This window comes from Brevibacillus laterosporus DSM 25, assembly GCF_002706795.1.
In the GTDB taxonomy this organism is placed as follows: domain Bacteria; phylum Bacillota; class Bacilli; order Brevibacillales; family Brevibacillaceae; genus Brevibacillus_B; species Brevibacillus_B laterosporus.
In genome coordinates, this window is the sequence record NZ_CP017705.1 from 144,567 (window position 1) to 166,632 (window position 22,066).

Sequence of the window (22,066 nt, forward strand, 5' to 3'; positions counted from 1 at the left end):
TTCACACTACCATGTCTGCCTTAACAAAAACAGAAATCCTAAATAGCATTCGTCATCAGGTAAAAGAAGCTAATGTTACTAATATTACCCGTACGAATGCCTATCACTCCTTTTACAAAGCTTATCCTGAAATAGATTGGGCCCTGTTAGCTCATTTGGTCTCACGTAACGGTGGCTGGCAAATGACCGATTTATGCGGGGAATGGCTACCAAAGATATTACCTCAACAAGAAATAGATGATTTTTTTATCTTTTTGGAGCGATGTAACTGGCTCATATTCCAAGACGCCTATCCACAGCTATTACTATATGCAGCCATGCAGACACATACACAGGATTTTTCATCATGGCTACCTGAACTTGGTGTTTCTGAATTTATGATCCCGATCTGGTCTCGATTTTGGAATCGTGTTTCTCAAACCAAAAGAAAAGCATGGAAGCCTTTTGATACTGCTCTGCAAGATGAACGTAGACGCCTTACTTGGGCACTCATTATTAACGAGCAAAATTACATACACCAGCGAGTCATTACCCATCCCTATTTTGTTGCACATGTCCTAGAACGGTTAGACTTTACCTTACCCGAAATGTTTTCCTTACAACAAGTCCTCTTCCCTTATCAGATACCCTGTAGCAATACCTATGACAAAATGCTGGTGCTAGGTATAGCACATTTTGAGAAGCTATCCAGTCGTATTCAGATCGGCAAAACCTTATATCATCATCTATTTGCTGATCCTGAGCGGTTGAAAGCTATCTGTCGATTTTGCGAAGAGGTGAAGCATACAGGCTCAAGGTCTGATTATTGGCCCCATCGATTTACTTCTACTAAAGAAAAGGTAAGCGAATCTTCCTCTACCACTGCTTACTCCTCCCCATACTACAGTCCTGCTTTGGAACAAGTGTGGTCACCAGTGCGACATAAGAATGCTGGGGGGATGGACTGGTTTTGTGACGTGTCCTGGTATGACAAATTAGTAGCGGAAAGCCTGTTACCGGTGACAGGAGAGGCCGAATATGAATCAGCATTGGATATGATTAAGCAAGGCACTTATTGGTTTGCTCCGTTTTTGAAAATAAAGCAGTGGCTACAATCTCATCACAAAAGCTCGTCATTTTTCAAAACAAAATAATTGGCATTTTGTTGCCAAGTTATAGTTATTCAAAAAAAGGAAAGCAATCTGGTACTAGATTGCTTTCCCCGTGACTGAAGCTTTTATCTAAGATAAAATCGTAGCTTCTTGTAACCATGCAGTTACCACTTTGGCTTATTTAGGCTGGCTCAATCCCAATTTTTTCGTAATGCTGATAAACGTCTTATAAGTTGCATTCATTTCTTCCCCTGGCTTCAAGCTTTTTTTATAATCGCTATAATCAGCATATAAATCATCCATACATTCTTCTAGTAATTCTTTTTCAATTTTCGTTAGCATATTTCTTATCCTTTCTGATTAGGACTGACGACCAGATAGGTCTCTAGTTCCCCTTGTTGATAGATGAAAGGTAACGGACATATCGGTACGTCACCTTTACTTGCGAAATGGTGTGTTACTTGAGCTAATAGTTGTGCTCCTTTATCATTTGCTAGATCACCAATAATCATGACATCCTGATGGGGAATAGCGGTTCCTATTAACTTCCCTGTCTTTTTTCCCTCAAATTCATGTAGGATGCCAGGTAGTAAAATACGACTCGCAGCATATCCATCTTGGGAATTGAGAAAATAAAGAACATGCTCCCCTACCTGATCACTTTTGATGGTGTAGGGAGATGCCTCAAGATTGTCCATAGCAAGGTCATGTAGCTTTTCCTGCGTCCATCCCGCCTGCTGCAACATTTTTTCATCTAGTAAAACGTATCCATCCTCTCGATCTAATGCGTAGGCAATCGTCGTTTCTACTGTATGAGGATGAGTTACTAAGGTTTTAGCTCTAGGATGGTCGAAAAAAGATGAATGACGCAACACTGGATACACACGCTGTTCATTTCCCGTTAGTTTACTCGTTTCCGTAGCTCCTTTTACTGCTGCCATTATATGCTGAATGTAGCGATATAAAAGTTCGCGGCGATTGTCAGGCTGGGCTTCCACTTGCTTGTATAAGGTTTGCAGGGAAATGGAACGCTCATGGATCTCACCTTCTATAACAGCTTGTAGCTTAATCTGCTCTCCATCTAGTAGGCAGCTCCAGCCATCGGGTAATTCTTTCTCCAATAATTCTTTTACCCGCTTCTGAATGGATTCACGACCTTTCTGATCGTGTTTTTGTTCTTGATCATGATTGTAGCTCATCTACTCACCTCTTTGTCTGAAAGGTACTATTGCTTTCTCATTACCTTTTAGGAAATGGTGACCTCTACCAAGGTGGTGTATCATCTGAAGGTGCTATTGCTGATGCTACTTCCATAGTAGAGGTTCTTTCAGCATTATTTTCTTGGTATCCAGGATGACTAGTCGCTTCTTTAGCTCTTCTCTCGATATCGTCTACTAGTTCATGAAGAGATTTGGGTTTTAAAAATTCGACAGGAGAGAAGCCTTTTTCAAATTGCAGCACATCTCCTTCTAAGAGAACAACATAACGGCCATTCACCTTGGCAATATGCATTTGTGTCCCGTAATCGGACAGCATTGCTCTTACCTGCAAGTGATCCAATTTAAATTTCAGTTCAATTTCAGGTTGATGCTCGGTAATGATATGCATAGCTTCCATAACTGTCTCATGTTCCCATTTCTCAGCAAGCTCTCGTTTAGGACTAGTAGCTATTAGCTCAATTTCCTCTTCCTCCTGCTGACGCTGTGGTGAATCTTCTGGATAGGTGTATTCAATATGCTGCTTTGCCAGCGAGATAACTTCTTGGGAAACAATCTCAGTGATCGTTCTTGGATACTCAATAAACTTGAGAAATTCTTCAAAATAACGAGCATGGGAGAATTGATGGATTTTCACATGATAGATATCTACCATACCTTCTTCTTCCATGAAAGGATACATGATTGATTTGATATTTTTTGCATTAATCGCCATTTCCACATTGGAGATTAGGCTGTTTTCATCCGTAATCACTGCTGTTTTTTGCTCAAAATCACATTTTAACAGAAATAAGAACTGATCGTCGAGCTTATCTAGCTTGGCTTTGACGATTAAGAGTACACCACCACGCACTTGTGGTGTTTTTACATACGATTGTAGTAGGTCTAGCGAATGCGTCTTGATATCTTCCTTAGCTGTCGAATGCAACAAACGTTTAAACAACCCATAATTGGGGTTTGAATCTAATGGATGTCCAGGCTCTAAAATAAATTGTCCCAATTTAGTTGCGGCCGCATCATGTAAGGGGTTTTTTTCTACTTTTCGTTTAGCGATTTTTGTAAATTCCCCATCAAGGAACGTTTTTAGTTCGCTTTGTTCATATTCATCATGTGAGAGAATTTTAGACATGCGTACCTGCTTCGTTCCCTCGTCATCAATCTGCTCTAATACAAAAAAGGAAAGCCAGTCGATACTAAAGTTCATAAAAATGTTTCTCCTTCTCTCTATTTCCCACGTTCTAGCTATCAGAACTTGATTATAACAGATGATTTGCTTACATTGGAGATAAGGAGCAATTTTCATGAACAGGTTAGGCATCTAGGAGGAGAGAAAACATTGAGCAGTTTACCTTTTACTAGTATTATCTGGATCATTATTCTTGGGGTCAGTTTTTGCTTTTTATTTTATTTGCTATCAAAGCGTCCAAAATAACCAGCTATTACCTACTGTATCAACTAAAAGAGCGGCTTTTTCAGCCGCTCATTTTAACGTGGAACCTATTCGACAATCTCCTGTTGCTTTGCTTTTTCCATCAGCTCTTTTAATTCTTGAGCTTCTCTTTGCAATGTTTGGCGCTCCTGACTGGATAAAACCTCGCCACCGATCGATCCATTTACCAATAGCTTCTCTTCATACAATCGATTTTTACGCACAAGCCCTTCCCACCTTCCGTTAACAAGGAATGTTTGTACCCTACTAATGTGTCACAGATAGAGGAGGCTTATGTACTATCTAAGAAAAACAACCGCTATTTAGAACGATTTCTTGAAGGACCACGCTTATCTGCTGTACGATCTCCAGTTGAAGATTCACGCTGTTTCACTTTCTGTCCTGAATAAGGCTTACGTTCCCCACTTGGATCAACCAATGCCCCATAGGACATCGCTTTTTCTTGGATAGGAATTTGTTTTTGTTTAGCGAATTTTTGGATGATAAATCGTTGGTTAGGTAACACAATCGAAAATACCAACCCAGCCTTCCCCATACGTCCTGTTCTTCCACTACGGTGAACATATGTATCCGCATCTGTAGCAGGATCGTAGTGAATAACCAGCTCAACGTCAGAAATATCAATACCACGAGCAGCTACATCTGTCACGATCAATACAGGTAGCTTGCCATCACGGAAATGCTGCAAAGCCCTCGCTCGATCCACCTTTGGCGTATCACGGTGTAGTAGCTCACAATCTAAATGATGATAAGTCAGCTTTTCTTTAATTTCGTCGACTCGTTCAATGGTGTTTAAGAAAACAAGTGTTTTTTTAGCATTAACCAAACGAATCAGACGACGAAGCGCATCTGCTTTTTTACGTCCCTCTTCTACTAAATAAAAATGTAGCACCTCATATTTACTATCAGGAGCCTCAGTTGCAATAACTACCGGTTCATGAGCCATGCCTTTTATCAAGGCTTGCGTTTGTCTAGATAAGGTTGCTGAGAAAAACAAGCGTTGCGTGTCACGCATTAGACGGCGCAATACATCCTGTACAGGATTAGCAAACCCACGATCGAGCATGCGATCCGCCTCATCTATTACTACACTTTTCACCGTATGCACTTTTAATTTACGCATTTCCAATAGTTCTTTGACACGACCAGGCGTTCCAATAACAATAGCTGGATGAGTTTTTAGCTTTTCCAATTGGCGCTTTGCATCGACTCCACCAATAAGCGCAGCGGCATGCATTCCTATAGAAGCTAACAGTTGTGTAGCCTCACGATAAATTTGCATAACCAGCTCTTGAGTAGGTGCTAACACTAATACTTGTAATTCTTTTTTTGTTTCATCTAAATTTTGGACAAGGGGTAATAGATATGCCATTGTTTTTCCCGATCCCGTAGGGGATTCAGCTATGACATCTTTTCCCTCTAGAATAACAGGTAAGGTTTGTGCTTGAATAGGAGTTAGCTTTTCATAGCCACGTTCCCTTAGAAATGTTACAATGGGACCTCGTGTAATTTGCATAAAATCGTTAGACACTGAAGAAATCCTCCTACAACCAAATAGTTCGTACAAATTAGCTTACCATGTTCTTGACAAGAAGAAAACCCAAGGTATAAAAATCATCTTTACTTCTCTATCGCCCTATGTATGTATGCAAAAGGCGATTTCTCATAAAGAGTCATCGCCCTTACGTATCCGGTTAGGAGTTAGAATCAACTCGTGTTTCATGTTTTTCCATTTTATCATGGCGATCTGTCTCACTATGCTGATTATGAGTACCCGGTGGATCTTTTCTGTACTCTTCTACTTGTTCCTGAAACTCTTTATCAAATTCGCGCATAAACCTCACCTCCACATATAGTTTACCCAGATTAAGATATAGCATGCTGGTAGAAATAATGCACACTATCCTACATGTGTTGTTCATGTGAAGTAAAAAGTCGTAACCTTTTATTCACATGTGCGTCATATAAATGGAACTACCTACTTACACGTTAGAATATCATATTAAGCTAGATAGGAATGAGATACATGTCAGATGCACCGCTAACCCGTTCTCGCAGTTCTAAAGATCAACAGCCTGTGCGAAGATCAAAAAAAAGAAAAGCGAAACGAAGAAAGAAACTATTCATAGCAAGTATTGTAACCTTCTTTGTACTAGTCGCTGGTTTTTACTTGACTCACGACTTGCGCTTGTGGCTTGCTGGAACGTTGCTTACAACTCAACACTCCAGTTGGGCTAAATATACATTTGTAGGAGAAGACGCCCTTAATTCTCTTCGGGCTGAGATTAATAATCCCGAAGCGATTAACTCCGTTTCACCTACAGAGGTAACTACCCCTTCTGCTAAAGAAGAAAAACAAGAAGAAAAACCTGTTCAAAAAGAGCTGACTGAAGTTATTCCTGTAGAGAAATACTTTAATCCTGCTCATTTCTTTAAAGGATACGTTATGAAGGTTTCTGATCCAAATCGCGTGCATTTAATTCAAACGATCGGTACGAAAACGAATCGTGGGAAACCACGTGGTGAATGGATTAGTGAGTTCTCAGAACGCACTAATGCAATCGGCGGAGTAAATGCAAGCGGTTTTTATGATCCCAACTTTATGGGATATGGAAGTCAAGCTGCTGGATTAGTCATTGTAGATGGCAAACTGCTCCAGGATTACAATCAATCTGGTGGCGACACCGTACTTGGAATTGATTACAACGGCAAATTAATCACAGGTCGTTATACCTCTAAAGAGCTGTTGAAAATGAATATCAGAGATGCTATGTCATTCCGACCTCAATTGATGGTAAATGGGAAGAACCTGTTTGCTGGAAAAGATCCTATTAGCTGGGGAATTGCTCCACGTACAGCTGTAGGACAGACTGCTGACGGCACTATTTTGTTCATTGTTATAGATGGTCGTCAGAAGCACTCCATCGGAGCTAGTATGAAAGATATGGCTGATCTGTTAGAAGAATACGGTGCCGTAAATGGAATGGCCATGGATGGCGGTACCTCTTCTATGATGGTTGATAAAGGTAATGTTCTCACAAAATCCGCAAATGGCGACCCACGCGGTCGTTGGTTACCAAACGCATGGATGGTATACTAATAGTAGGCATGTGAGTAGGTTAACAAATAACCTCGGCGAGCTTGATGGCCGGGGTTTTGTTTTGTGCATATGCAAGGTAAGGAGGATTTTCATATGGTTCATGTTTTATTTGTTTGCCTAGGTAACATTTGTCGGTCACCTATGGCAGAGGCAGTTTTTCGTCATCACGTACAACAAGCTGGGCTAGAGCAATTCATTAAGATTGATTCAGCAGCGATTGGTAGCTGGCATGTTGGAAACCCTCCACATGAAGGGACACAACAGGTATTAACGAAGCATAACGTCCGTTTTGATACCATTTTTGCTAGACAAATTCGTTCCGTTGATTTTCAGCAATTTGACTATATTGTATGCATGGACAATTCAAATGTAGAGAAATTACGCACCTTTGCTCCAGATGCTAAAAATATTACGAAACTGATGGATTATGCTCCAGCCTATAAAGAAACAGAAGTAGAAGACCCGTATTTTACAGGCAGATTTGATTATGTGTACGAGTTAGTCGAAGCTGGTTCAATTGGTTTAATCAAGCATATTCGTGACAAACACCATCTTTCTTAACATAGCATGTATGTGTCTTTATTCATTCGTTTATTTGCAAAAAAGCAGCCACTCATAGTAAAGAGTAGCTGCTTTTTTATTTAGGAAGGGTTCCTCTACTTTTCCATTTTCTTCATGAAAATTCTAGGACAAAACAATTTGCTCAAAATAAGCGGGGGAATACTCTTCCTTGTAAGTTCTACCAGTTAGCACTAAATTATCTAGTTGTTCTCTCAGCTTTTGAAGTTTTGTTTGTTCTAAAGCTAAATTAATGAGGGTAGCTCTGGCAATCTGACGTAATATGTGTATTTCTTCTTTAATGGAATTACCTAAATCCTTCCCACTGTGAACCACTTCAGAACGATGATTGTAAGAGTTTTTAATAAAATTGGAAATCCTAATCCGTTCTTCTGGTGTTTGCCCCAAGTAATAAGCAATTCGTGTTCGCACCTTGTACGTAATTTCTCCCTTTTTTCCATCTGGTACAAACAAAGATTCCAAAGCAATCCATAAATCTAATAACTCATCCTCCAACGATTTCTTTTCCAGTGCTAATAAATATCTGCGATAGGGTACAGTTGGAAATGAGATATCTGCATTCATTAGACGCTTGAACAATCCTTCTATTTGATTGGTATAGATAAACTTAGGTCCATCTAATGAACGTTTTAAATAATTGATCCCATACCGATTTTCTTCCATTGTTAATAGATACGGTATAGAACAAACCCCTTCGCCATTTGCCATGTTTAAGCGATTCTCTATTTCAGCTATGAAGGGACGATCTTCTTTTACTTTTAAAGTAGGATACTCCGCATAGAGAAACAGCGAGTTTGGTTTTACTTTTTCTTCAAAATGAAGCCTATTCTCGTTCATCTGTGGACGCAAGCGCTCATGACAAATTTTATACAAGGGCTCAAAGCCTGATACCAGAAAGAAATCCTCACTAAGCTGTATACGAAGTGGCTTATCTGTTACGGTATTAAATACTGGTGCAATCAAGGTTGGCATGATGTTCCCTCCATTCGCCACGGCTTTTATAGGTTATGTCTCTTATAAAGGCTTCCGGCAGATTTTACTTAGAAGCTGAGCCTTTTTCCTGACTCAAACGCTTAATAATATTTTCATTCTCAATCATATCCTCTGGCTTGTCCGCATACAACAATCCATAATGAGTTAACATAGTGGAGATTTGATTATTGTCCGTTAGAATGACATGCAGAACAGCTTTATTGTTGAAATCATAATACTCCAGAACTCTTCCTAGGTCACGTGTTGGTGCTCCATAAACCTTTTTGACATTTTCTAGGGTCAGTTGCTTTTCAGTCTCAAGTTTTTTCATCAAATCTCCGCGTTTTAACATTACTTGAGCAGCTACTAATGTAGGGTCAGCCGTTTTAGTAAAATATAAGGGATAGGCCTTGTTCCATTTTGCGCCTGTTACCGGATTGATCTTGATAAAAGCTACTTCTTGTTCCACTTCTGGATTTGGTCCATTCTCCGATTTTAAATTGGTGCGAAAATTACTTTTAATAGTCTTTTTTTCTACAGCAGATCCATATGTTTTTTCCATCTGAGCTAGTGTCGTTTTCCCAATAACAGCTTGCTCTGTAAGCTTAAGCTCAGCTGTAAGATCTATCTGATTTACCTTTATATCTTGGGCTTGTTCTGTAGGTGCAGTATCCGATTGATTTCCACTACAACCTGTCACAAGTAGTAAGCTAGCAATCACTGCCAAGAGCATTGTTCTTTTTTTCATGAAAATCTGTCCTCTCCAGTTTAACTATAATTCACAGCTTTACATACACTTCCCTGTGCATGTGATACGAATTTCCCTCCCATACTAATCACGAAGGAGTTGATAAGGGATGGCGAAAGACGATTTCTTAGTAGAAAATCCGCATCAAACTTATAATAACCAATTTCGTGGCTTAGAACAAACGGGGGAACCACAACCGGGAACGAAAAAGGTAAAGCAACAGAATCATACCCATCAAATCAAAACACGCGAAGGATAGACTTCTGTTAGCAAAACCGCCTTCCATTAGTTGGATCGGCGGTTTCGCTACTTTTGTCCCACTTCCCTTGTTGAATTCCTATTGACCCTCTTTTTTCCATATGATAAGGTATAGGGGCAACTACATATGGATACGGGAGCTTGGATTAAGCCAGGCTGAGAGGGTGGAGAACTCTGCTACCGACCGTGAAACCTGATCTGGATAATGCCAGCGTAGGAAACGATCCCATACGAATTACTTCGTTTATTTCAGCATGTTATTTTGTATGGATAAGAGCCGTCAGCCTTTGCTGTACGGCTCTTTTTAGTTTGTCGCTCCTACCGTCCTAGCTAGTTGCCAAACCATGTTGGGAGGTATACCGATGTCTTTTATTTCAACACCATCTTTTTTCCCTGCAAGCCGCAAAATGTATGTGATGGGCTCAAGGTCTGATCTACTAGTCCCGTTTCGTGAAATTTCACTCTCTCCTACCGTTGATCAACAAGGACGCGTCACTCCGAATGCTCCCTTACAAGTGTATGACACGAGCGGACCCTACACAGATGAAACGCTGTATGAAGCCCTTGATCTCACCAAGGGTCTTCCCCCGCTCCGCTCTGCTTGGATTTCAGAGCGTAAGGATACAGAGCCGTATAAAGACCAAAAAAATCCTGCTCCTACAAAAACAAAGGCTTCTAATCCTCTTCCAACTCAAGCATTTGAAAATCGAGAACCCTTGCGAGCACGCCTGGAGCGACGCGTCACACAGCTTCATTACGCACGCAAAGGGATCATTACACCTGAAATGGAATTTGCAGCAATACGTGAGGGGATGGACCCTGAGATTGTACGACAAGAAATTGCCAGTGGACGTGCAATCCTACCAGCTAATATAAATCACCCTGAGCTAGAGCCTATGCTTATTGGAAAGCATTTTTTGGTGAAAATAAATGCTAACATTGGAAATTCTGCTGTTCTCTCCTCCATAGAAGACGAAGTTGAAAAAATGGTCTGGGCTATCCGCTGGGGCGCAGATACCATTATGGATCTTTCGACAGGTAAAAATATCCACACTACCCGGGAATGGATTCTACGTAATGCCCCTGTTCCAGTCGGTACTGTACCATTATATCAGGCTTTGGAAAAAGCCGGAGGACAGCCAGAGAATTTATCTTGGGAATTGTACCGGGATACGTTAATCGAACAAGCAGAACAGGGTGTGGACTACTTCACGGTACATGCTGGACTCTTGCTTCGTTACATCCCTCTTACCATGGATCGAGTGACAGGTATCGTATCGCGCGGAGGTTCCATCATGGCCTCGTGGTGTCTTACCTATCATCAGGAAAATTTCTTGTATACACATTTCCGCGAGATTTGTGAGATTGCAAGTGCTTACGATATCTCACTCTCTTTAGGTGATGGTCTACGACCGGGCTCCATTGCGGATGCCAATGATGCTGCCCAAATGGCGGAATTAGAAACCTTAGGTGAACTAACTAGAATAGCCTGGGAATACGACGTTCAGGTCATGATTGAAGGGCCAGGACATGTTCCGATGCACAAGATTAAAGAAAACGTAGATATTCAACAGGATATTTGTCAGGAGGCTCCTTTCTATACTTTGGGGCCGCTTACTACCGATATTGCACCTGGGTACGATCACATCACATCTGCCATTGGCGCAGCCATGATTGGCTGGTTTGGTACTGCGATGCTATGCTATGTAACACCAAAAGAACATTTGGGACTGCCTAATAAGCATGATGTAAAAGAAGGGGTTATCGCCTATAAAATCGCAGCACATGCAGCTGATCTAGCGAAAGGTCATCCACTTGCTCAAGCATGGGATGATGCGATGTCAAAAGCCCGCTTTGAATTTCGTTGGCACGATCAATTTCATTTATCATTAGATCCCGATCGAGCACGCGACTATCATGATGAAGCTCTTCCCGCAGAACCAGCCAAAACAGCACATTTTTGCTCGATGTGTGGGCCAAAATTTTGCAGTATGAAAATAAGTCATGAAATAAAGGAAATGGTTGATAATAAAAATTTGACGGATAAAAATATACCAAATCTTGAAGAATCTCTGATTAAAACAGGGCTTTCTCAGAAGGCAGAGGAATTTAAACGCTCTGGCTCCAAAATTTGTACCTGATCTCTCTAATCACTGTAATATGTAGCATGCAGTAATCTACCTAGGCCATACTCGCTTGCTAGAATAACCACCTTTAATAGGTGTACAGAAAAAAGGTTGCTGGATAACCCAGCAACCTTTTTAATAGAGATATTTATTTTACTACCACGTGAATCGGACGACCAAGCGCCAATTCTGCAGCTTCCAATGTTACTTCGCCCAAGGTTGGGTGAGCATGGATAGTTAGTTCGATATCTTCTAATGTAGCACCCATCTCAATAGCCAAAGCTACTTCAGATACGATGTTAGAAGCATCTTCCCCAACAAATTGAGCACCTAGAACTACTCCTGTTTCTTTGTCAGCAATGATTTTTGCAAATCCTTCGCCAGCATTAACAGATAGAGCACGTCCGTTAGCAGCATAAGGGAAACGACCCACAACTACATCTAGACCTTGTTCTTTTGCTTCTTTTTCAGAGATACCCACGCTGGACATTTCTGGATCGGAGAATACAACAGAAGGAATGCACTTGTAATCCACTTCAGCCGCATGTCCTGCAATTGCTTCAGCTGCCACTTTACCTTCATAAGAAGCTTTGTGAGCTAGCGCAAGACCTGGAACAATGTCACCAATCGCATAGATACTTGGCACACTTGTACGACCTTGTTTATCAACTTCGATCAATCCACGTTCGTTCATTTTCACGCCGATCGCTTCAAGACCGATATCATTTGTGTTAGGCTTACGACCAACAGTAACTAGTACGTAATCAGCTTCAAAGGACATTTCTTCTCCTTTTACTTCTGCTTTTACGACTACACCGTTTTCTGATTCCTCCACGCCTTTTGCAAGAGCTTTGGTATGAATTTTCACGTTGTGTTTTTTCAAACGACGTTCAACTAGACGAGTCATGTCTTGTTCAAATCCAGGTAGAATATGATCAGCACCCTCAAGGATTGTAAGTTCTGTACCAAATTTAGCAAGAACCGTACCTAGCTCGACACCGATGTATCCACCACCGATAACTACCATGCGTTTTGGAATTTCGCTAAGACTTAATACCTCAGTAGAGGACAATACTCGCTTGCTCCATTTAAACGCTGGAAGTTCGAACGGACGAGAACCAGTTGCGATAATCGCATTGTTGAACTTAAATTTATGAGATTCATTTTCGTTATATACGCTAACTTCATTCTCTGACAAGAAGAACGCTTCTCCAGAAACTAGACGTATTTTGTTTCCTTTGAACAAAGAAGCAACCCCGCCAGTTAATTGTTTCACGATGCCGCTTTTCCATTCTTGTACTTTAGCATAGTCAACTTTTACATTCTCCATGGTAATACCCATGCTAGCACCATGCTGTGCATTTTCATAAACGTGAGAAGCGTGGATAAGAGCTTTTGATGGGATACAACCCACGTTTAAGCATACGCCACCTACGTTACCACGTTCTACTACAACTACGCTTTTCCCCATTTGAGCTGCGCGGATTGCTGCGACATAACCACCAGGACCTGCCCCGATGACTACTACGTCAATTTCTTCTACGAATTCTCCTACTACCATGATGTTATCCCTCCATAACCAATAGTGTTGGGTTCTCCAGAAGCTTTTTGATATAGTTCATGAAACGTTGCGCTGGATCTCCATCGATTAGACGGTGGTCAAAGCTTAGAGACAACGCTAAGACTGGTGCAACAACAATCTCACCGTTTTTCACTACTGGTTTCTCTTCAATGCGACCTACACCTAAAATAGCAACTTCAGGATGGTTGATCACTGGAGTGAAGAACATTCCACCAGCAGAACCGATGTTTGTGATGCTGAAAGTAGAACCTTTCATTTCATCGGCAGTTGCTTTACGGTCACGAGCTTTACCAGCTAATTCGTTAATCTCAGCAGAGATTTCGAAGATGGATTTATGATCTGCGCCTTTAACTACAGGTACGAGCAAGCCGTCCTCTGTAGATGTTGCAATACCAATGTTGTAGTACTTCTTGAAGATGATTTCTTGTGTTTCATCATCCATAGAAGTGTTAAGGATTGGGAATTTTTTCAGACCAGCCACTACTGCTTTAACAATAAATGGAAGGTAAGTCAATTTAATTCCTTGTTCCATAGCTAGTGGTTTACCTTCTTTACGTAGGTTAACCAAACCAGTAACATCTACTTCGTCAAACAACGTAACGTGTGGAGCTGTATATTTAGATTTAACCATTGCTTTAGAAATAGCTTTACGGATACCTTTCAAAGGTACACGCTCTTCTAATTCGAAAGCTTGTGGAGCATAGTGTTGTGTAGGTGTAGCCGTTGCTGCTTGGGAAGCAGTTGGTGCTGCTGCCCGTGGTGCTGCTGTTTCTTGAGCAGGTGCAGGAGCCCCACCAGCAAGATATGCATCTACATCAGCTTTGGTAATTCGGCCTACTTTACCACCTGTACCTGGTACAAACGCCAAGTCAATATCCTTTTCACGAGCGTATTTACGCACGGAAGGAGTAGCAAGTACATGCTTGCGATCGATTGGTGCCCCACCTTGAGCAACTGGTGCGGCTGGTGTAGCTGCTGCCGCCGGTGCTTCAGTAGCTTTAGGAGCTTCTTGAGCTGGCGCTGCATGACTTTCGCCACCATGACCATGATCTTGACCTTCAGGCAATGCACCTTCTACTTCAATGACACAAAGAGTGTCACCTAGCATAGAAACAGTACCTTCGCTAACTGTAATCTCAACTACTTTACCTGCAACAGGAGATGGTAGTTCTACCATAGATTTATCGTTTTGTACTTCTAGGATAACTTGATCCTCTTCAATTGTATCTCCTACAGCAATATGCCATTTTGCAATTTCGCCTTCGTGGATACCTTCACCGGTTTCTGGCAGTTTAAATTCAAATCGTGCCACTATAATTCCCTCCTATCGATTTCGAGAAAGAAGGCGGAAAGCTTACTTTCCGCCATTGATTATACGAATCTTAGAACTCCAATACACGGTTCACGCCGTCAATAACACCTTTTACATCAGGCAACCAAGCATCTTCTGCTTGTGCAAACGGGAACACGGAATCTGGAGGTGCGATACGAAGAACAGGCGCTTCTAGATGTAAGATAGCTTTTTCGTTGATTTGCGCGATGATTTCAGCAGCAACACCAGCAGTGCGTTGTGCTTCTTGTACAACGATTGCACGATTTGTTTTTTGTACGGAAGCAAGAATTGTTTCCATATCTAATGGAGAAATCGTGCGCAAGTCGATAACTTCAACGCTTTTTCCTTGTTTTTCCAATTCTTCAGCAGCTTTCATGCTTGTTTGAACCATTGCACCGTATGTGATGATGGTAACATCTGTACCTTCACGAACGATGTTGGCTTTACCCAACGGAATCGTATATTCGCCTTCTGGAACTTCTTGACGGAAAGAACGATATAGTTTCATGTGCTCAAGGAAGATTACCGGATCGTTATCACGAATCGCAGAGATCAATAGACCTTTTGCATCGTAAGGGTTAGATGGGATTACAACTTTCACACCTGGTGTTTGAAGGAAAATACCTTCTAGTGAGTCAGAATGCAACTCAGGTGTTTTTACACCACCACCAAAAGGAGAGCGGAATACGATTGGGCTAGTGAATTTTCCACCAGAACGGTAACGCATACGAGCAGCTTGAGTTGCAATCGCATCAATTGTTTCAAAAACGAAACCAAAGAATTGAATCTCAACAACTGGACGGAATCCGTTAATTCCAAGACCTACTGCCAATCCACCAAAACCAGATTCAGCTAGAGGCGTATCAAATACGCGATCTTCGCCAAACTCTTTTTGCAGATTTTCTGTTGCACGGAATACACCGCCATTGTTACCCACGTCTTCCCCAAATACTAGAACTTGAGGGTCGCGTGCCAATTCAATACGCATTGCATCTGTAATGGCTTGAATCATTGTCAAATTTGCCATGGCTTACTTCGACTCCTTTGCCAGATATTCTGCTTTTTGTTCTTCTAGGTGTGGAGGCAAAGTTTCGAACATCACATCAATCAGCTCAGAAACTTTCATTTTTGCTGTTTCGTCGGCTTTCTTGATTTGCTCAGCAACGTGGGCTTTTGCCTCTTCGATTACTGCTTCTTCATCTTGCTCGCTCCATAGTCCTTTTGCTTCTAGGAATTTACGGAAACGAATTAATGGATCTTTTTGTTCCCATTCGGATTGCTCTTCACCAGTACGGTAACGAGTTGGATCATCACCAGACATGGAGTGAGGACCGAAACGGTATGTAAGAGCTTCGATCAATGTAGCTCCTCCACCGTTAATACCGCGCTCTCTTGCAACTTGTGTTGCTTTTACAACTGCAAGAACGTCCATACCATCAATACGAGCACTAGAAATACCAGCTGCTACAGATTTGACAGCGATGTTTTCGGATTTTGTTTGCTTAGCAAACGGCAAGGAGATTGCATAACCATTGTTTTGGTTAAAGAAGATAACCGGCAGGCTGTATACACCAGCATAGTTCATTGCTTCATAGAAATCACCTTGAGAAGTAGCGCCGTCTCCGAAGTAGTTGATTGCTACTTTCTTTTCTCCACGAAGCTTAAAGCCCATTGCTACACCAGTAGCTTGTGTACATTGTGCTGCAATGATAATTTGTGGCATCAATACGTTTACGCCCTCAGGGTAACGTCCACCTTCGATATGACCACGGGACCACAAGAATACTTGGTACATAGGAACACCATGCCATACCATTTGTGGAAGGTCACGGTAGCTTGGTAGGATAAAGTCTTCTTTGCTCAAAGCAAATTCAGAACCAACCATGGTAGCTTCTTGTCCAGATACTGGAGCTACGAAGCCAAGACGACCTTGACGTTGCAAACTAATTGCACGTTGATCCCAAACGCGAGTGAAAACCATGCGACGCATAATCTCACGAAGCTCTTCATCAGAAAGCTTAGGCATCATTTCAGGATTAACAACAGTTCCATCCGGAGCCAGAATTTGCAACGGCTCATTGTGACCGATATGTTCTACAGCAGTAGATACAGTCATTTAGCTCACCTCATTAACGGAGTTTTGTTTGGAGTAAAATTACATTCTTACGGAAGATACAAAAAGCCCTGTATATGCGAACCATATAAAAGTTATTTTAACTGTTATATTTCAGTTCATGACTCTGTTTTTTGTGTTATAATATAGTCATTACAGGGGTTTACTTGTTCCTGTTATTATCAATGATAAGTTCTGTATCATTTTTTTGCAAGTCCTTAATTACAATTTGTAAAAACGATAGAATAATTGTCGGGAGGTTTCCATTCGATGTCAGACATCCTAAAACGAACCATCATCAAAGAAGAACTTACCAGCAAGTACCTAGATGCACCACGTCAAGTAAAAGTGTATTTACCTCCGGGCTACAACGACATGCTCTCCTACCCGGTCATCTATTGTCAGGATGGAAATGAGTTCTTTACGATGGGTCGAATCGCTACAATCGCTAATCGCCTTATTCTTGAAGAAGGCATGGAACCTATGATTATTGTCGGCGTCTCAAATGAGCGAAGCAAACGCACCAGCGAATACTCACATGTTGGGGAAAGAAACCCTGGATACAAACGCTTCTTCGCAGAGGAGCTTGTCCCTTATATTGAGGACAAATATCCAATCCGCCAAGACCCTGATAGCCGTATTCTAGCCGGTGACTCTCTTGGTGGTACAGTTTCGTTCCATTTGTCCCTTGATTACCCTCATCTATTCCATAAAATCATCTCTTTATCAGGTGCATTCTTTGATGCCTCTATTGATGAAGCAGAAAAAACAACTGACTTATCCTGGATGCACATGTGGATGATTGTAGGCTTGAAAGAGCTGCAAGTAGAAACCAGCACAGGTACTTACGATTTCTTAGACTACAACCAACGAATGAAGTCTGTTTTAGATCGAAAGCAAGCACGTATCGCCTACATTGAAGATCACGGTGACCATGTTTGGGGCTTTTGGCAACGTGTTCTACCTGATGCATTAAAATATTTCTTCCCAATTTCAGGTCTATAAACTACTATAGGGGGTGTTCTAGCCCCCTTTTCCTATCTTGAGAAATACATGGCGATAGAACATCATGGCTTCCTATTAAAATGTTTTTGGCTCTGATTCAGCTAAATGTTACCGCTTTCATTTTTATAGACCATTAATTTCACGGATCGTTTCATACCTGTAGGTTCGCCCATCAGACAAGCGAATCTCATCATCAGTCGCTTCCGAAATTTCACCAGCTACTTGTTGACTGTCTACTAATACAATATTGACCAGCTTACTTACTTCCCGGTTCATTTGTTGCTGCACCTTCATAATATCTTGTTGTGAAATCACGTAACCACCCCAGTTTCATATATTCCTCTCTTCTAGTATGACAAACAGAGCTTCCATTTAATCGCACGAAAAAGAACTACCAGTCACTATATTTTATTAGAATAGGACTCTCCTTTTACTTTACCGCAATACCCATAAAATAGGTTCTTCTTACATTCTACAAATGGACGAAATAGGAATAGAATACACAATTCCAACAAGACAATATTTAGTTTTTCTTCAATAAAAAAGTGAAAACGGTTCTTTTTTACTTTTTTATTGAATTTCAGATTTCGGCTAGCGTACACAATTCTCCCTACTATGTTTACTCCTGCCATACCATCCATCTCAATGAATAGGATAACATACGGACAATCAACATGTCATAAGATAATTTTGTCCGAAGCAAATTCATCTCGTAATAAAAATACGAATTCTAGCTAATACATAAAAAAGCACCGTGACTAACAGTCAAGGTGCTCTAGTAACAAGTATGGTGGGGAGAGACGGATTCGAACCGCCGAACCCGGAGGGAGCAGATTTACAGTCTGCCGTGTTTAGCCACTTCACTATCTCCCCATAAAAATGGTGCCGGCGATAGGACTTGAACCCACAACCCCCTGATTACAAGTCAGGTGCTCTACCAATTGAGCTACACCGGCATTTCAAATAGCAAATCATTATTTGCTTCACAACAAAATTGAGTATATCATGAACCTTTTTGATATTCAATACCTTTTTAAAAAAAATTTAAAATCGTATTTCCTTTTAAAATGGGACAGACTATGTACTGTGAAGGGGGGGCTTTTCTCCATGAATTATGATCCACATCGTCATGCAGAGCCGAGTGAATTATTATTTGTAGATGAGCACGAACTGTCCTATCCTCCTCGTGAAGAAGATGCATTCACAGATGCTTATTTATCTTCGCTTGGATGGTACGATTGGCCTGGAGCATTTTATTAAGAATAGCTAGCATGGGTTGCCATGTACACTATTGGCAACCCAATATCCATATCTGAGTCTGGTTTTGGTTCTTACCTTCTTCATTGGAACATGCCACCGATTCATTCCATTCAAGATGTTCACGCAAAAGTGCGTAAGAGGTTTGCCACATAGAAGGTAATTTTGTTATGATGAACACATCCTAACAAGGTAAGGAGTCTTCGATGATGAAAGCAAAAATTACTCGCAATGCCGCAAAAAAAATCAATGAAATCATGGCTCAGGAAACAGATAAAGATTTAAAACTTCGCGTATATATCACGCACAAACACGGTACTCACGCTCATTATGGTATGACTTTGGACAAACCTTCTGAGAAAGATACCGTTGTATCTACTGATAAAGACATTGACGTCCTTCTGCAAACCTCCGAGGATTTACTAGATGGAGTCGTAATAGATTATCTGTATGTTCCAGAGGAAGGCTTTGTAGTAACCAATCCAAGCAAGGGCAACACAGGAGATCACTAATTTCTTTTCCCCTGGTTGATTTGTTTGTATCTCAAACTCTACATATTATTTGCATTCAAGAGCAACCACGAAGAATACTCTCCTTCGTGGTTGCTCTATTTTCTAAACAGGAGGTAGGATCATGCAATTCACTCAGATTAATCAAACCTTGCAAACAACACTCCCTTTTGAGAATTTGACCATCTCTAGTGATCGTCAGAGTGGCTTTAAACCAATTGATTTGCTAGTTTCTGCAATTGCTGGCTGTAGCCAAATCGTCTTCACCCGCATCTTAGAAAAACAACGTATTTCGTACGATTCGCTAACCCTCCAAAACATATACAACCAAAGCAAAAACCATGATTGCTTTACCAGAACTGATCGTACTCTAACAATCGTTCATTCTGGGAAGCTTTCATGGTTTTTCAGTATTACCTTGCATTATTTTTCATTTCATATTTCTTGTATAGCATTTGCTTTTGCCTCTAGCCATGGTGTCACCTTAGCTTCCCCTTGAATATATAGTAGAAGTTGATGTACAGGACGAGACATTGTTACATAAAGTAGCTTGGCATCCATCTCATTGTCCCTGTAATGTTCATTATCTACGTGTAGGACAATTACTACATCAAATTGCAACCCTTTCGTCAGATAAGCAGGAAGAACCGTTACTCCACCGGGAAATTCCTTATCTTTTACACCCAAATGGTGTAGCTCAAGACCTTTTTCTTTTAATGCCTTTGCAATTTTTTTGCTCTCATGTATGGTTTTGGTTACAATCGCCACCGTTTGATGACCAAAATCTAGAAACTTTTCGACTCGTTTTTTAATATCCTCTAGCATGTTGCTTAGGCTTTTGGCCCGTAAGAATAGCGGTTCCTCACCATGACGCAACACTGGCTTGGCCTCTGTAATTTCCGGTAAGTGAGTGCCCTCTAGAACAACATTGGACCAATTCATAATTTCAATAGTCGAACGATAGCTCTGCTCTAATGTATAAAAGTCTGTTTTCTTTTTGAAGATATTTCGTAAAACTGGCTGCCAGCTATCTAATCCACGGTAGGCATGAATACCTTGAGCCAAATCCCCTACGATAGTCATTGATTCATTTTTTGTGTGTAAAGAAAGCACTAAAATCTCTACATAACTCAAATCCTGAGCTTCATCAATCACCGTATGATCAAAAGGTGCTTCCTTCCCGCTTCCTTCCAGCAGATGACGAAGATATAAAATAGGAGCAAGATCTTCTGCTTCTATACGTTCTTCCTCTATTAATGATTTTGAAGTCTCCACAACATCTTGCAGCACTTCATCCGGAATTTCTTCACTGGTAAGCTTGCGTATCAGCTCCCAGTCTTGCAATAGTTGCGCATACACACTAAACGCATCTATACTTGGCCACTTACCTAAATACAAAACAAGTAATTCATCTATTTTTTTCTCGAAACGCAATAAGCTAGGCTTATCCAGATCAATTTTTACTTCCCTCAAATGAGTAAATAATTGTTGCGTCATCTGTTGTTTCACATGCTTAGCTAAAGCTTCTCTTCTCCGTTGATATGGTAAATGAGCAAATTCATCAATAAACAACTGGCGAATATCTGCTTTTTTCATTTCAAACACATGCTTTGTCTTATTATAAATAAATCGCAAATCCTTATAGGTTATTAGTTCATGTAGCAAATAATTCATATACTGATCTAACATATTACGACAGTGAATAGAACCCTTAAATGACATCCGATTCCACGTTTTACGTTGCTCCACCTGCTTACTTGTATCGTCTTCAAAGAAAAGTAACAATGGTTTGCTCGGATCAACAATTCGCCATCCTTTTGGCAAAAGCACCTTTACCTGTTTGGCTGCCCACTCGGTGAAAGTTGCTTGCTGCACATCCTCCACGCCTAATTCGGGTAATACATCAGAGATATATGTTAAAAACAGCTTATTTGGCGCAAATACCATAAATTTCTTGGAAGCGATCAAATGCTGGTAATTATAGATCAAATAGGACAATCGGTGTAATGCAATCGTAGTCTTTCCGCTTCCTGCTACTCCTTGTACTACAATTGCCCGATCTTTTTCAGCACGAATGATATCATTCTGTTCCGTTTGAATTGTAGCAACGATATCTTTTAATCGACTATCGTTATTTTGATTCAGACTAGAAGCTAAAAATTCGTCAATATAGCCTTCTTCAAGAAAATCCTCTGGCGCCCCAATCTCGCGATGAATCGTTTCTTTTAAAGCTCCATCATATATTCCTGTAATCCGAGCATCTTCTATAGCAAAATTACGTTTTAGCTTTACTTCTCCACGTACAATTCCCTGAAGTGTTCGGTAAAAAGCATCCTTGTTCTCCCCACTGTAATAAAGACTGGCAATAGGTGCACGCCAATCTACTACAACACTATCCATTGTGTCGCGTTCTACGATCCCACGTTTTCCGATGTATACGGAATCCATTTCATACGTTTCTTCCTTCATGAAATCCACTCGACCAAAGTAGGGCTTTTTCAAGGAGCTTTCCAGGTGAAAGAGATCCCTTGCTTTCGAAGAATTGACTACTTGTTTAACATAATCATCCGTTGCCTCTCGCAGATCTTCTCGGAGCTGTCCAATCTCCTTTTCAATGGTATGTACCGTTTTATCCAGCCGGTCTTGTTCTTCCTTATATGCAGGATGATGAATGGTCACATGTCTAACCTCCTTTTCATCAAACGAATATTTATCTTATCAAAACA

23 protein-coding genes, 2 tRNA genes and 1 riboswitch are annotated in these 22,066 nt (G+C 40.9%); of the genes, 9 read left to right on the top strand and 16 right to left on the bottom strand.

Going from position 1 to position 22,066, the window contains the following annotated elements:
• Nucleotides 1-11: 11 nt before the first annotated feature.
• Complete coding sequence (locus BrL25_RS00615; RefSeq protein WP_018670453.1) at nt 12-1,133, top strand: DUF2515 family protein; 1,122 nt, start codon at nt 12-14, stop codon at nt 1,131-1,133.
• A gap of 135 nt (nt 1,134-1,268) precedes the next feature.
• Here BrL25_RS00615 and BrL25_RS25005 read toward each other — a convergent pair whose 3' ends face one another.
• The 6 genes from BrL25_RS25005 to BrL25_RS25015 all read right to left on the bottom strand — a co-directional run bounded on the left by BrL25_RS25005 (nt 1,269) and on the right by BrL25_RS25015 (nt 5,593).
• Nucleotides 1,269-1,433: a hypothetical protein gene (locus tag BrL25_RS25005; protein ID WP_018670452.1), complete on the bottom strand. Its 165-nt coding sequence runs from the start codon at nt 1,431-1,433 to the stop codon at nt 1,269-1,271.
• A 5-nt stretch (nt 1,434-1,438) separates the two neighbouring features.
• Nucleotides 1,439-2,290 (bottom strand): DUF1444 family protein, encoded by an 852-nt coding sequence (locus BrL25_RS00620; RefSeq protein ID WP_018670451.1) that lies wholly within the window; start codon nt 2,288-2,290, stop codon nt 1,439-1,441.
• Nucleotides 2,291-2,354: 64 nt separating this feature from the next.
• Complete coding sequence (locus tag BrL25_RS00625; RefSeq protein WP_018670450.1) at nt 2,355-3,512, bottom strand: DUF3900 domain-containing protein; 1,158 nt, start codon at nt 3,510-3,512, stop codon at nt 2,355-2,357.
• Between the two features lie 293 nt (nt 3,513-3,805).
• The gene (locus BrL25_RS25010) at nt 3,806-3,961 is read right to left on the bottom strand and encodes a hypothetical protein (RefSeq protein WP_018670449.1); all 156 of its coding nucleotides are present in this window, start codon (nt 3,959-3,961) and stop codon (nt 3,806-3,808) included.
• A 95-nt stretch (nt 3,962-4,056) separates the two neighbouring features.
• Nucleotides 4,057-5,289 carry a DEAD/DEAH box helicase gene (locus BrL25_RS00630; protein WP_018670448.1) on the bottom strand — a complete coding sequence of 411 codons (1,233 nt, stop codon included), beginning with the start codon at nt 5,287-5,289 and terminating at the stop codon, nt 4,057-4,059.
• 163 nt (nt 5,290-5,452) lie between these two features.
• Nucleotides 5,453-5,593 (bottom strand): hypothetical protein, encoded by a 141-nt coding sequence (locus tag BrL25_RS25015; RefSeq protein ID WP_018670447.1) that lies wholly within the window; start codon nt 5,591-5,593, stop codon nt 5,453-5,455.
• 191 nt (nt 5,594-5,784) lie between these two features.
• On the opposite strand from BrL25_RS25015, the gene BrL25_RS00635 reads away from it, so the two are divergent.
• The gene (locus BrL25_RS00635; RefSeq protein ID WP_018670446.1) at nt 5,785-6,858 is read left to right on the top strand and encodes a phosphodiester glycosidase family protein; all 1,074 of its coding nucleotides are present in this window, start codon (nt 5,785-5,787) and stop codon (nt 6,856-6,858) included.
• A 93-nt stretch (nt 6,859-6,951) separates the two neighbouring features.
• Complete coding sequence (locus BrL25_RS00640) at nt 6,952-7,419, top strand: low molecular weight protein-tyrosine-phosphatase (protein WP_018670445.1); 468 nt, start codon at nt 6,952-6,954, stop codon at nt 7,417-7,419.
• A gap of 123 nt (nt 7,420-7,542) precedes the next feature.
• Here the strand turns inward: BrL25_RS00640 and BrL25_RS00645 are convergent, their stop codons facing one another.
• On the bottom strand, nt 7,543-8,409 hold the full coding sequence (locus tag BrL25_RS00645) for a HEPN domain-containing protein (RefSeq protein WP_018670444.1): 867 nt from the start codon (nt 8,407-8,409) through the stop codon (nt 7,543-7,545).
• Nucleotides 8,410-8,473: 64 nt separating this feature from the next.
• Entirely contained in the window at nt 8,474-9,157 is a 684-nt protein-coding gene (locus BrL25_RS00650) for a peptidylprolyl isomerase (RefSeq protein ID WP_018670443.1), read from the bottom strand.
• Nucleotides 9,158-9,266: 109 nt separating this feature from the next.
• Between BrL25_RS00650 and BrL25_RS00655 the strand changes: the two genes are divergently transcribed.
• Both BrL25_RS00655 and thiC read left to right on the top strand, forming a co-directional pair.
• The gene (locus BrL25_RS00655) at nt 9,267-9,416 is read left to right on the top strand and encodes a hypothetical protein (protein ID WP_018670442.1); all 150 of its coding nucleotides are present in this window, start codon (nt 9,267-9,269) and stop codon (nt 9,414-9,416) included.
• A 122-nt stretch (nt 9,417-9,538) separates the two neighbouring features.
• Nucleotides 9,539-9,655, top strand: a riboswitch (TPP riboswitch).
• A 122-nt stretch (nt 9,656-9,777) separates the two neighbouring features.
• Nucleotides 9,778-11,556, top strand: a complete 1,779-nt coding sequence (thiC, locus tag BrL25_RS00660; RefSeq protein WP_018670441.1) for a phosphomethylpyrimidine synthase ThiC — start codon at nt 9,778-9,780, stop codon at nt 11,554-11,556.
• Nucleotides 11,557-11,689: 133 nt separating this feature from the next.
• Here the strand turns inward: thiC and lpdA are convergent, their stop codons facing one another.
• The 4 genes from lpdA to pdhA all read right to left on the bottom strand — a co-directional run bounded on the left by lpdA (nt 11,690) and on the right by pdhA (nt 16,572).
• Nucleotides 11,690-13,102: a dihydrolipoyl dehydrogenase gene (gene lpdA / locus BrL25_RS00665; protein WP_018670440.1), complete on the bottom strand. Its 1,413-nt coding sequence runs from the start codon at nt 13,100-13,102 to the stop codon at nt 11,690-11,692.
• 4 nt (nt 13,103-13,106) lie between these two features.
• Entirely contained in the window at nt 13,107-14,435 is a 1,329-nt protein-coding gene (locus BrL25_RS00670) for a dihydrolipoamide acetyltransferase family protein (RefSeq protein WP_018670439.1), read from the bottom strand.
• 70 nt (nt 14,436-14,505) lie between these two features.
• A complete protein-coding gene (locus tag BrL25_RS00675) occupies nt 14,506-15,483 on the bottom strand; it encodes an alpha-ketoacid dehydrogenase subunit beta (protein ID WP_018670438.1) in 978 nt (325 codons plus the stop codon).
• A 3-nt stretch (nt 15,484-15,486) separates the two neighbouring features.
• The gene (pdhA, locus tag BrL25_RS00680; protein ID WP_018670437.1) at nt 15,487-16,572 is read right to left on the bottom strand and encodes a pyruvate dehydrogenase (acetyl-transferring) E1 component subunit alpha; all 1,086 of its coding nucleotides are present in this window, start codon (nt 16,570-16,572) and stop codon (nt 15,487-15,489) included.
• Between the two features lie 267 nt (nt 16,573-16,839).
• On the opposite strand from pdhA, the gene BrL25_RS00685 reads away from it, so the two are divergent.
• Nucleotides 16,840-17,574, top strand: coding sequence for an alpha/beta hydrolase (locus BrL25_RS00685; RefSeq protein ID WP_018670436.1), 735 nt, complete (start codon nt 16,840-16,842; stop codon nt 17,572-17,574).
• 123 nt (nt 17,575-17,697) lie between these two features.
• On the opposite strand, the gene BrL25_RS00690 is transcribed toward BrL25_RS00685, so the two are convergent.
• From BrL25_RS00690 to BrL25_RS00705, 3 genes are all read right to left on the bottom strand, one after another.
• Nucleotides 17,698-17,889, bottom strand: coding sequence for a hypothetical protein (locus BrL25_RS00690; protein ID WP_018670435.1), 192 nt, complete (start codon nt 17,887-17,889; stop codon nt 17,698-17,700).
• Nucleotides 17,890-18,362: 473 nt separating this feature from the next.
• A tRNA-Tyr gene (locus BrL25_RS00700) sits at nt 18,363-18,447 on the bottom strand.
• A gap of 7 nt (nt 18,448-18,454) precedes the next feature.
• A tRNA-Thr gene (locus BrL25_RS00705) sits at nt 18,455-18,530 on the bottom strand.
• 151 nt (nt 18,531-18,681) lie between these two features.
• Here BrL25_RS00705 and BrL25_RS25020 point away from each other — a divergent pair.
• The 3 genes from BrL25_RS25020 (at nt 18,682) to BrL25_RS25385 (ending at nt 19,839) form a co-directional block, all read left to right on the top strand.
• Nucleotides 18,682-18,834: a hypothetical protein gene (locus BrL25_RS25020; protein WP_018670433.1), complete on the top strand. Its 153-nt coding sequence runs from the start codon at nt 18,682-18,684 to the stop codon at nt 18,832-18,834.
• Between the two features lie 206 nt (nt 18,835-19,040).
• The gene (locus BrL25_RS00710; RefSeq protein WP_018670432.1) at nt 19,041-19,343 is read left to right on the top strand and encodes a HesB/IscA family protein; all 303 of its coding nucleotides are present in this window, start codon (nt 19,041-19,043) and stop codon (nt 19,341-19,343) included.
• A 121-nt stretch (nt 19,344-19,464) separates the two neighbouring features.
• On the top strand, nt 19,465-19,839 hold the full coding sequence (locus BrL25_RS25385; protein ID WP_081621587.1) for an OsmC family protein: 375 nt from the start codon (nt 19,465-19,467) through the stop codon (nt 19,837-19,839).
• Here BrL25_RS25385 and BrL25_RS00720 read toward each other — a convergent pair.
• Nucleotides 19,776-22,019, bottom strand: a complete 2,244-nt coding sequence (locus tag BrL25_RS00720; RefSeq protein WP_018670431.1) for a HelD family protein — start codon at nt 22,017-22,019, stop codon at nt 19,776-19,778. The genes BrL25_RS25385 and BrL25_RS00720 overlap by 64 nt on opposite strands.
• Nucleotides 22,020-22,066: the final 47 nt, after the last annotated feature.

Excerpts from the sequence above, each read along its gene's own strand:
- BrL25_RS00615 (WP_018670453.1), top strand. The coding sequence starts at position 12 with ATGTCTGCCTTAACAAAAACAGAAATCCTAAATAGCATTCGTCATCAG.
- BrL25_RS25005 (WP_018670452.1), bottom strand. The coding sequence starts at position 1,433 with ATGCTAACGAAAATTGAAAAAGAATTACTAGAAGAATGTATGGATGAT.
- BrL25_RS00620 (WP_018670451.1), bottom strand. The coding sequence starts at position 2,290 with ATGAGCTACAATCATGATCAAGAACAAAAACACGATCAGAAAGGTCGT.
- BrL25_RS00625 (WP_018670450.1), bottom strand. The coding sequence starts at position 3,512 with ATGAACTTTAGTATCGACTGGCTTTCCTTTTTTGTATTAGAGCAGATT.
- BrL25_RS25015 (WP_018670447.1), bottom strand. The coding sequence starts at position 5,593 with ATGCGCGAATTTGATAAAGAGTTTCAGGAACAAGTAGAAGAGTACAGA.
- BrL25_RS00635 (WP_018670446.1), top strand. The coding sequence starts at position 5,785 with ATGTCAGATGCACCGCTAACCCGTTCTCGCAGTTCTAAAGATCAACAG.
- BrL25_RS00640 (WP_018670445.1), top strand. The coding sequence starts at position 6,952 with ATGGTTCATGTTTTATTTGTTTGCCTAGGTAACATTTGTCGGTCACCT.
- BrL25_RS00645 (WP_018670444.1), bottom strand. The coding sequence starts at position 8,409 with ATGCCAACCTTGATTGCACCAGTATTTAATACCGTAACAGATAAGCCA.
- BrL25_RS00650 (WP_018670443.1), bottom strand. The coding sequence starts at position 9,157 with ATGAAAAAAAGAACAATGCTCTTGGCAGTGATTGCTAGCTTACTACTT.
- BrL25_RS00655 (WP_018670442.1), top strand. The coding sequence starts at position 9,267 with ATGGCGAAAGACGATTTCTTAGTAGAAAATCCGCATCAAACTTATAAT.
- thiC (WP_018670441.1), top strand. The coding sequence starts at position 9,778 with ATGTCTTTTATTTCAACACCATCTTTTTTCCCTGCAAGCCGCAAAATG.
- lpdA (WP_018670440.1), bottom strand. The coding sequence starts at position 13,102 with ATGGTAGTAGGAGAATTCGTAGAAGAAATTGACGTAGTAGTCATCGGG.
- BrL25_RS00675 (WP_018670438.1), bottom strand. The coding sequence starts at position 15,483 with ATGGCAAATTTGACAATGATTCAAGCCATTACAGATGCAATGCGTATT.
- pdhA (WP_018670437.1), bottom strand. The coding sequence starts at position 16,572 with ATGACTGTATCTACTGCTGTAGAACATATCGGTCACAATGAGCCGTTG.
- BrL25_RS00685 (WP_018670436.1), top strand. The coding sequence starts at position 16,840 with ATGTCAGACATCCTAAAACGAACCATCATCAAAGAAGAACTTACCAGC.
- BrL25_RS25020 (WP_018670433.1), top strand. The coding sequence starts at position 18,682 with ATGAATTATGATCCACATCGTCATGCAGAGCCGAGTGAATTATTATTT.
- BrL25_RS00710 (WP_018670432.1), top strand. The coding sequence starts at position 19,041 with ATGAAAGCAAAAATTACTCGCAATGCCGCAAAAAAAATCAATGAAATC.
- BrL25_RS25385 (WP_081621587.1), top strand. The coding sequence starts at position 19,465 with ATGCAATTCACTCAGATTAATCAAACCTTGCAAACAACACTCCCTTTT.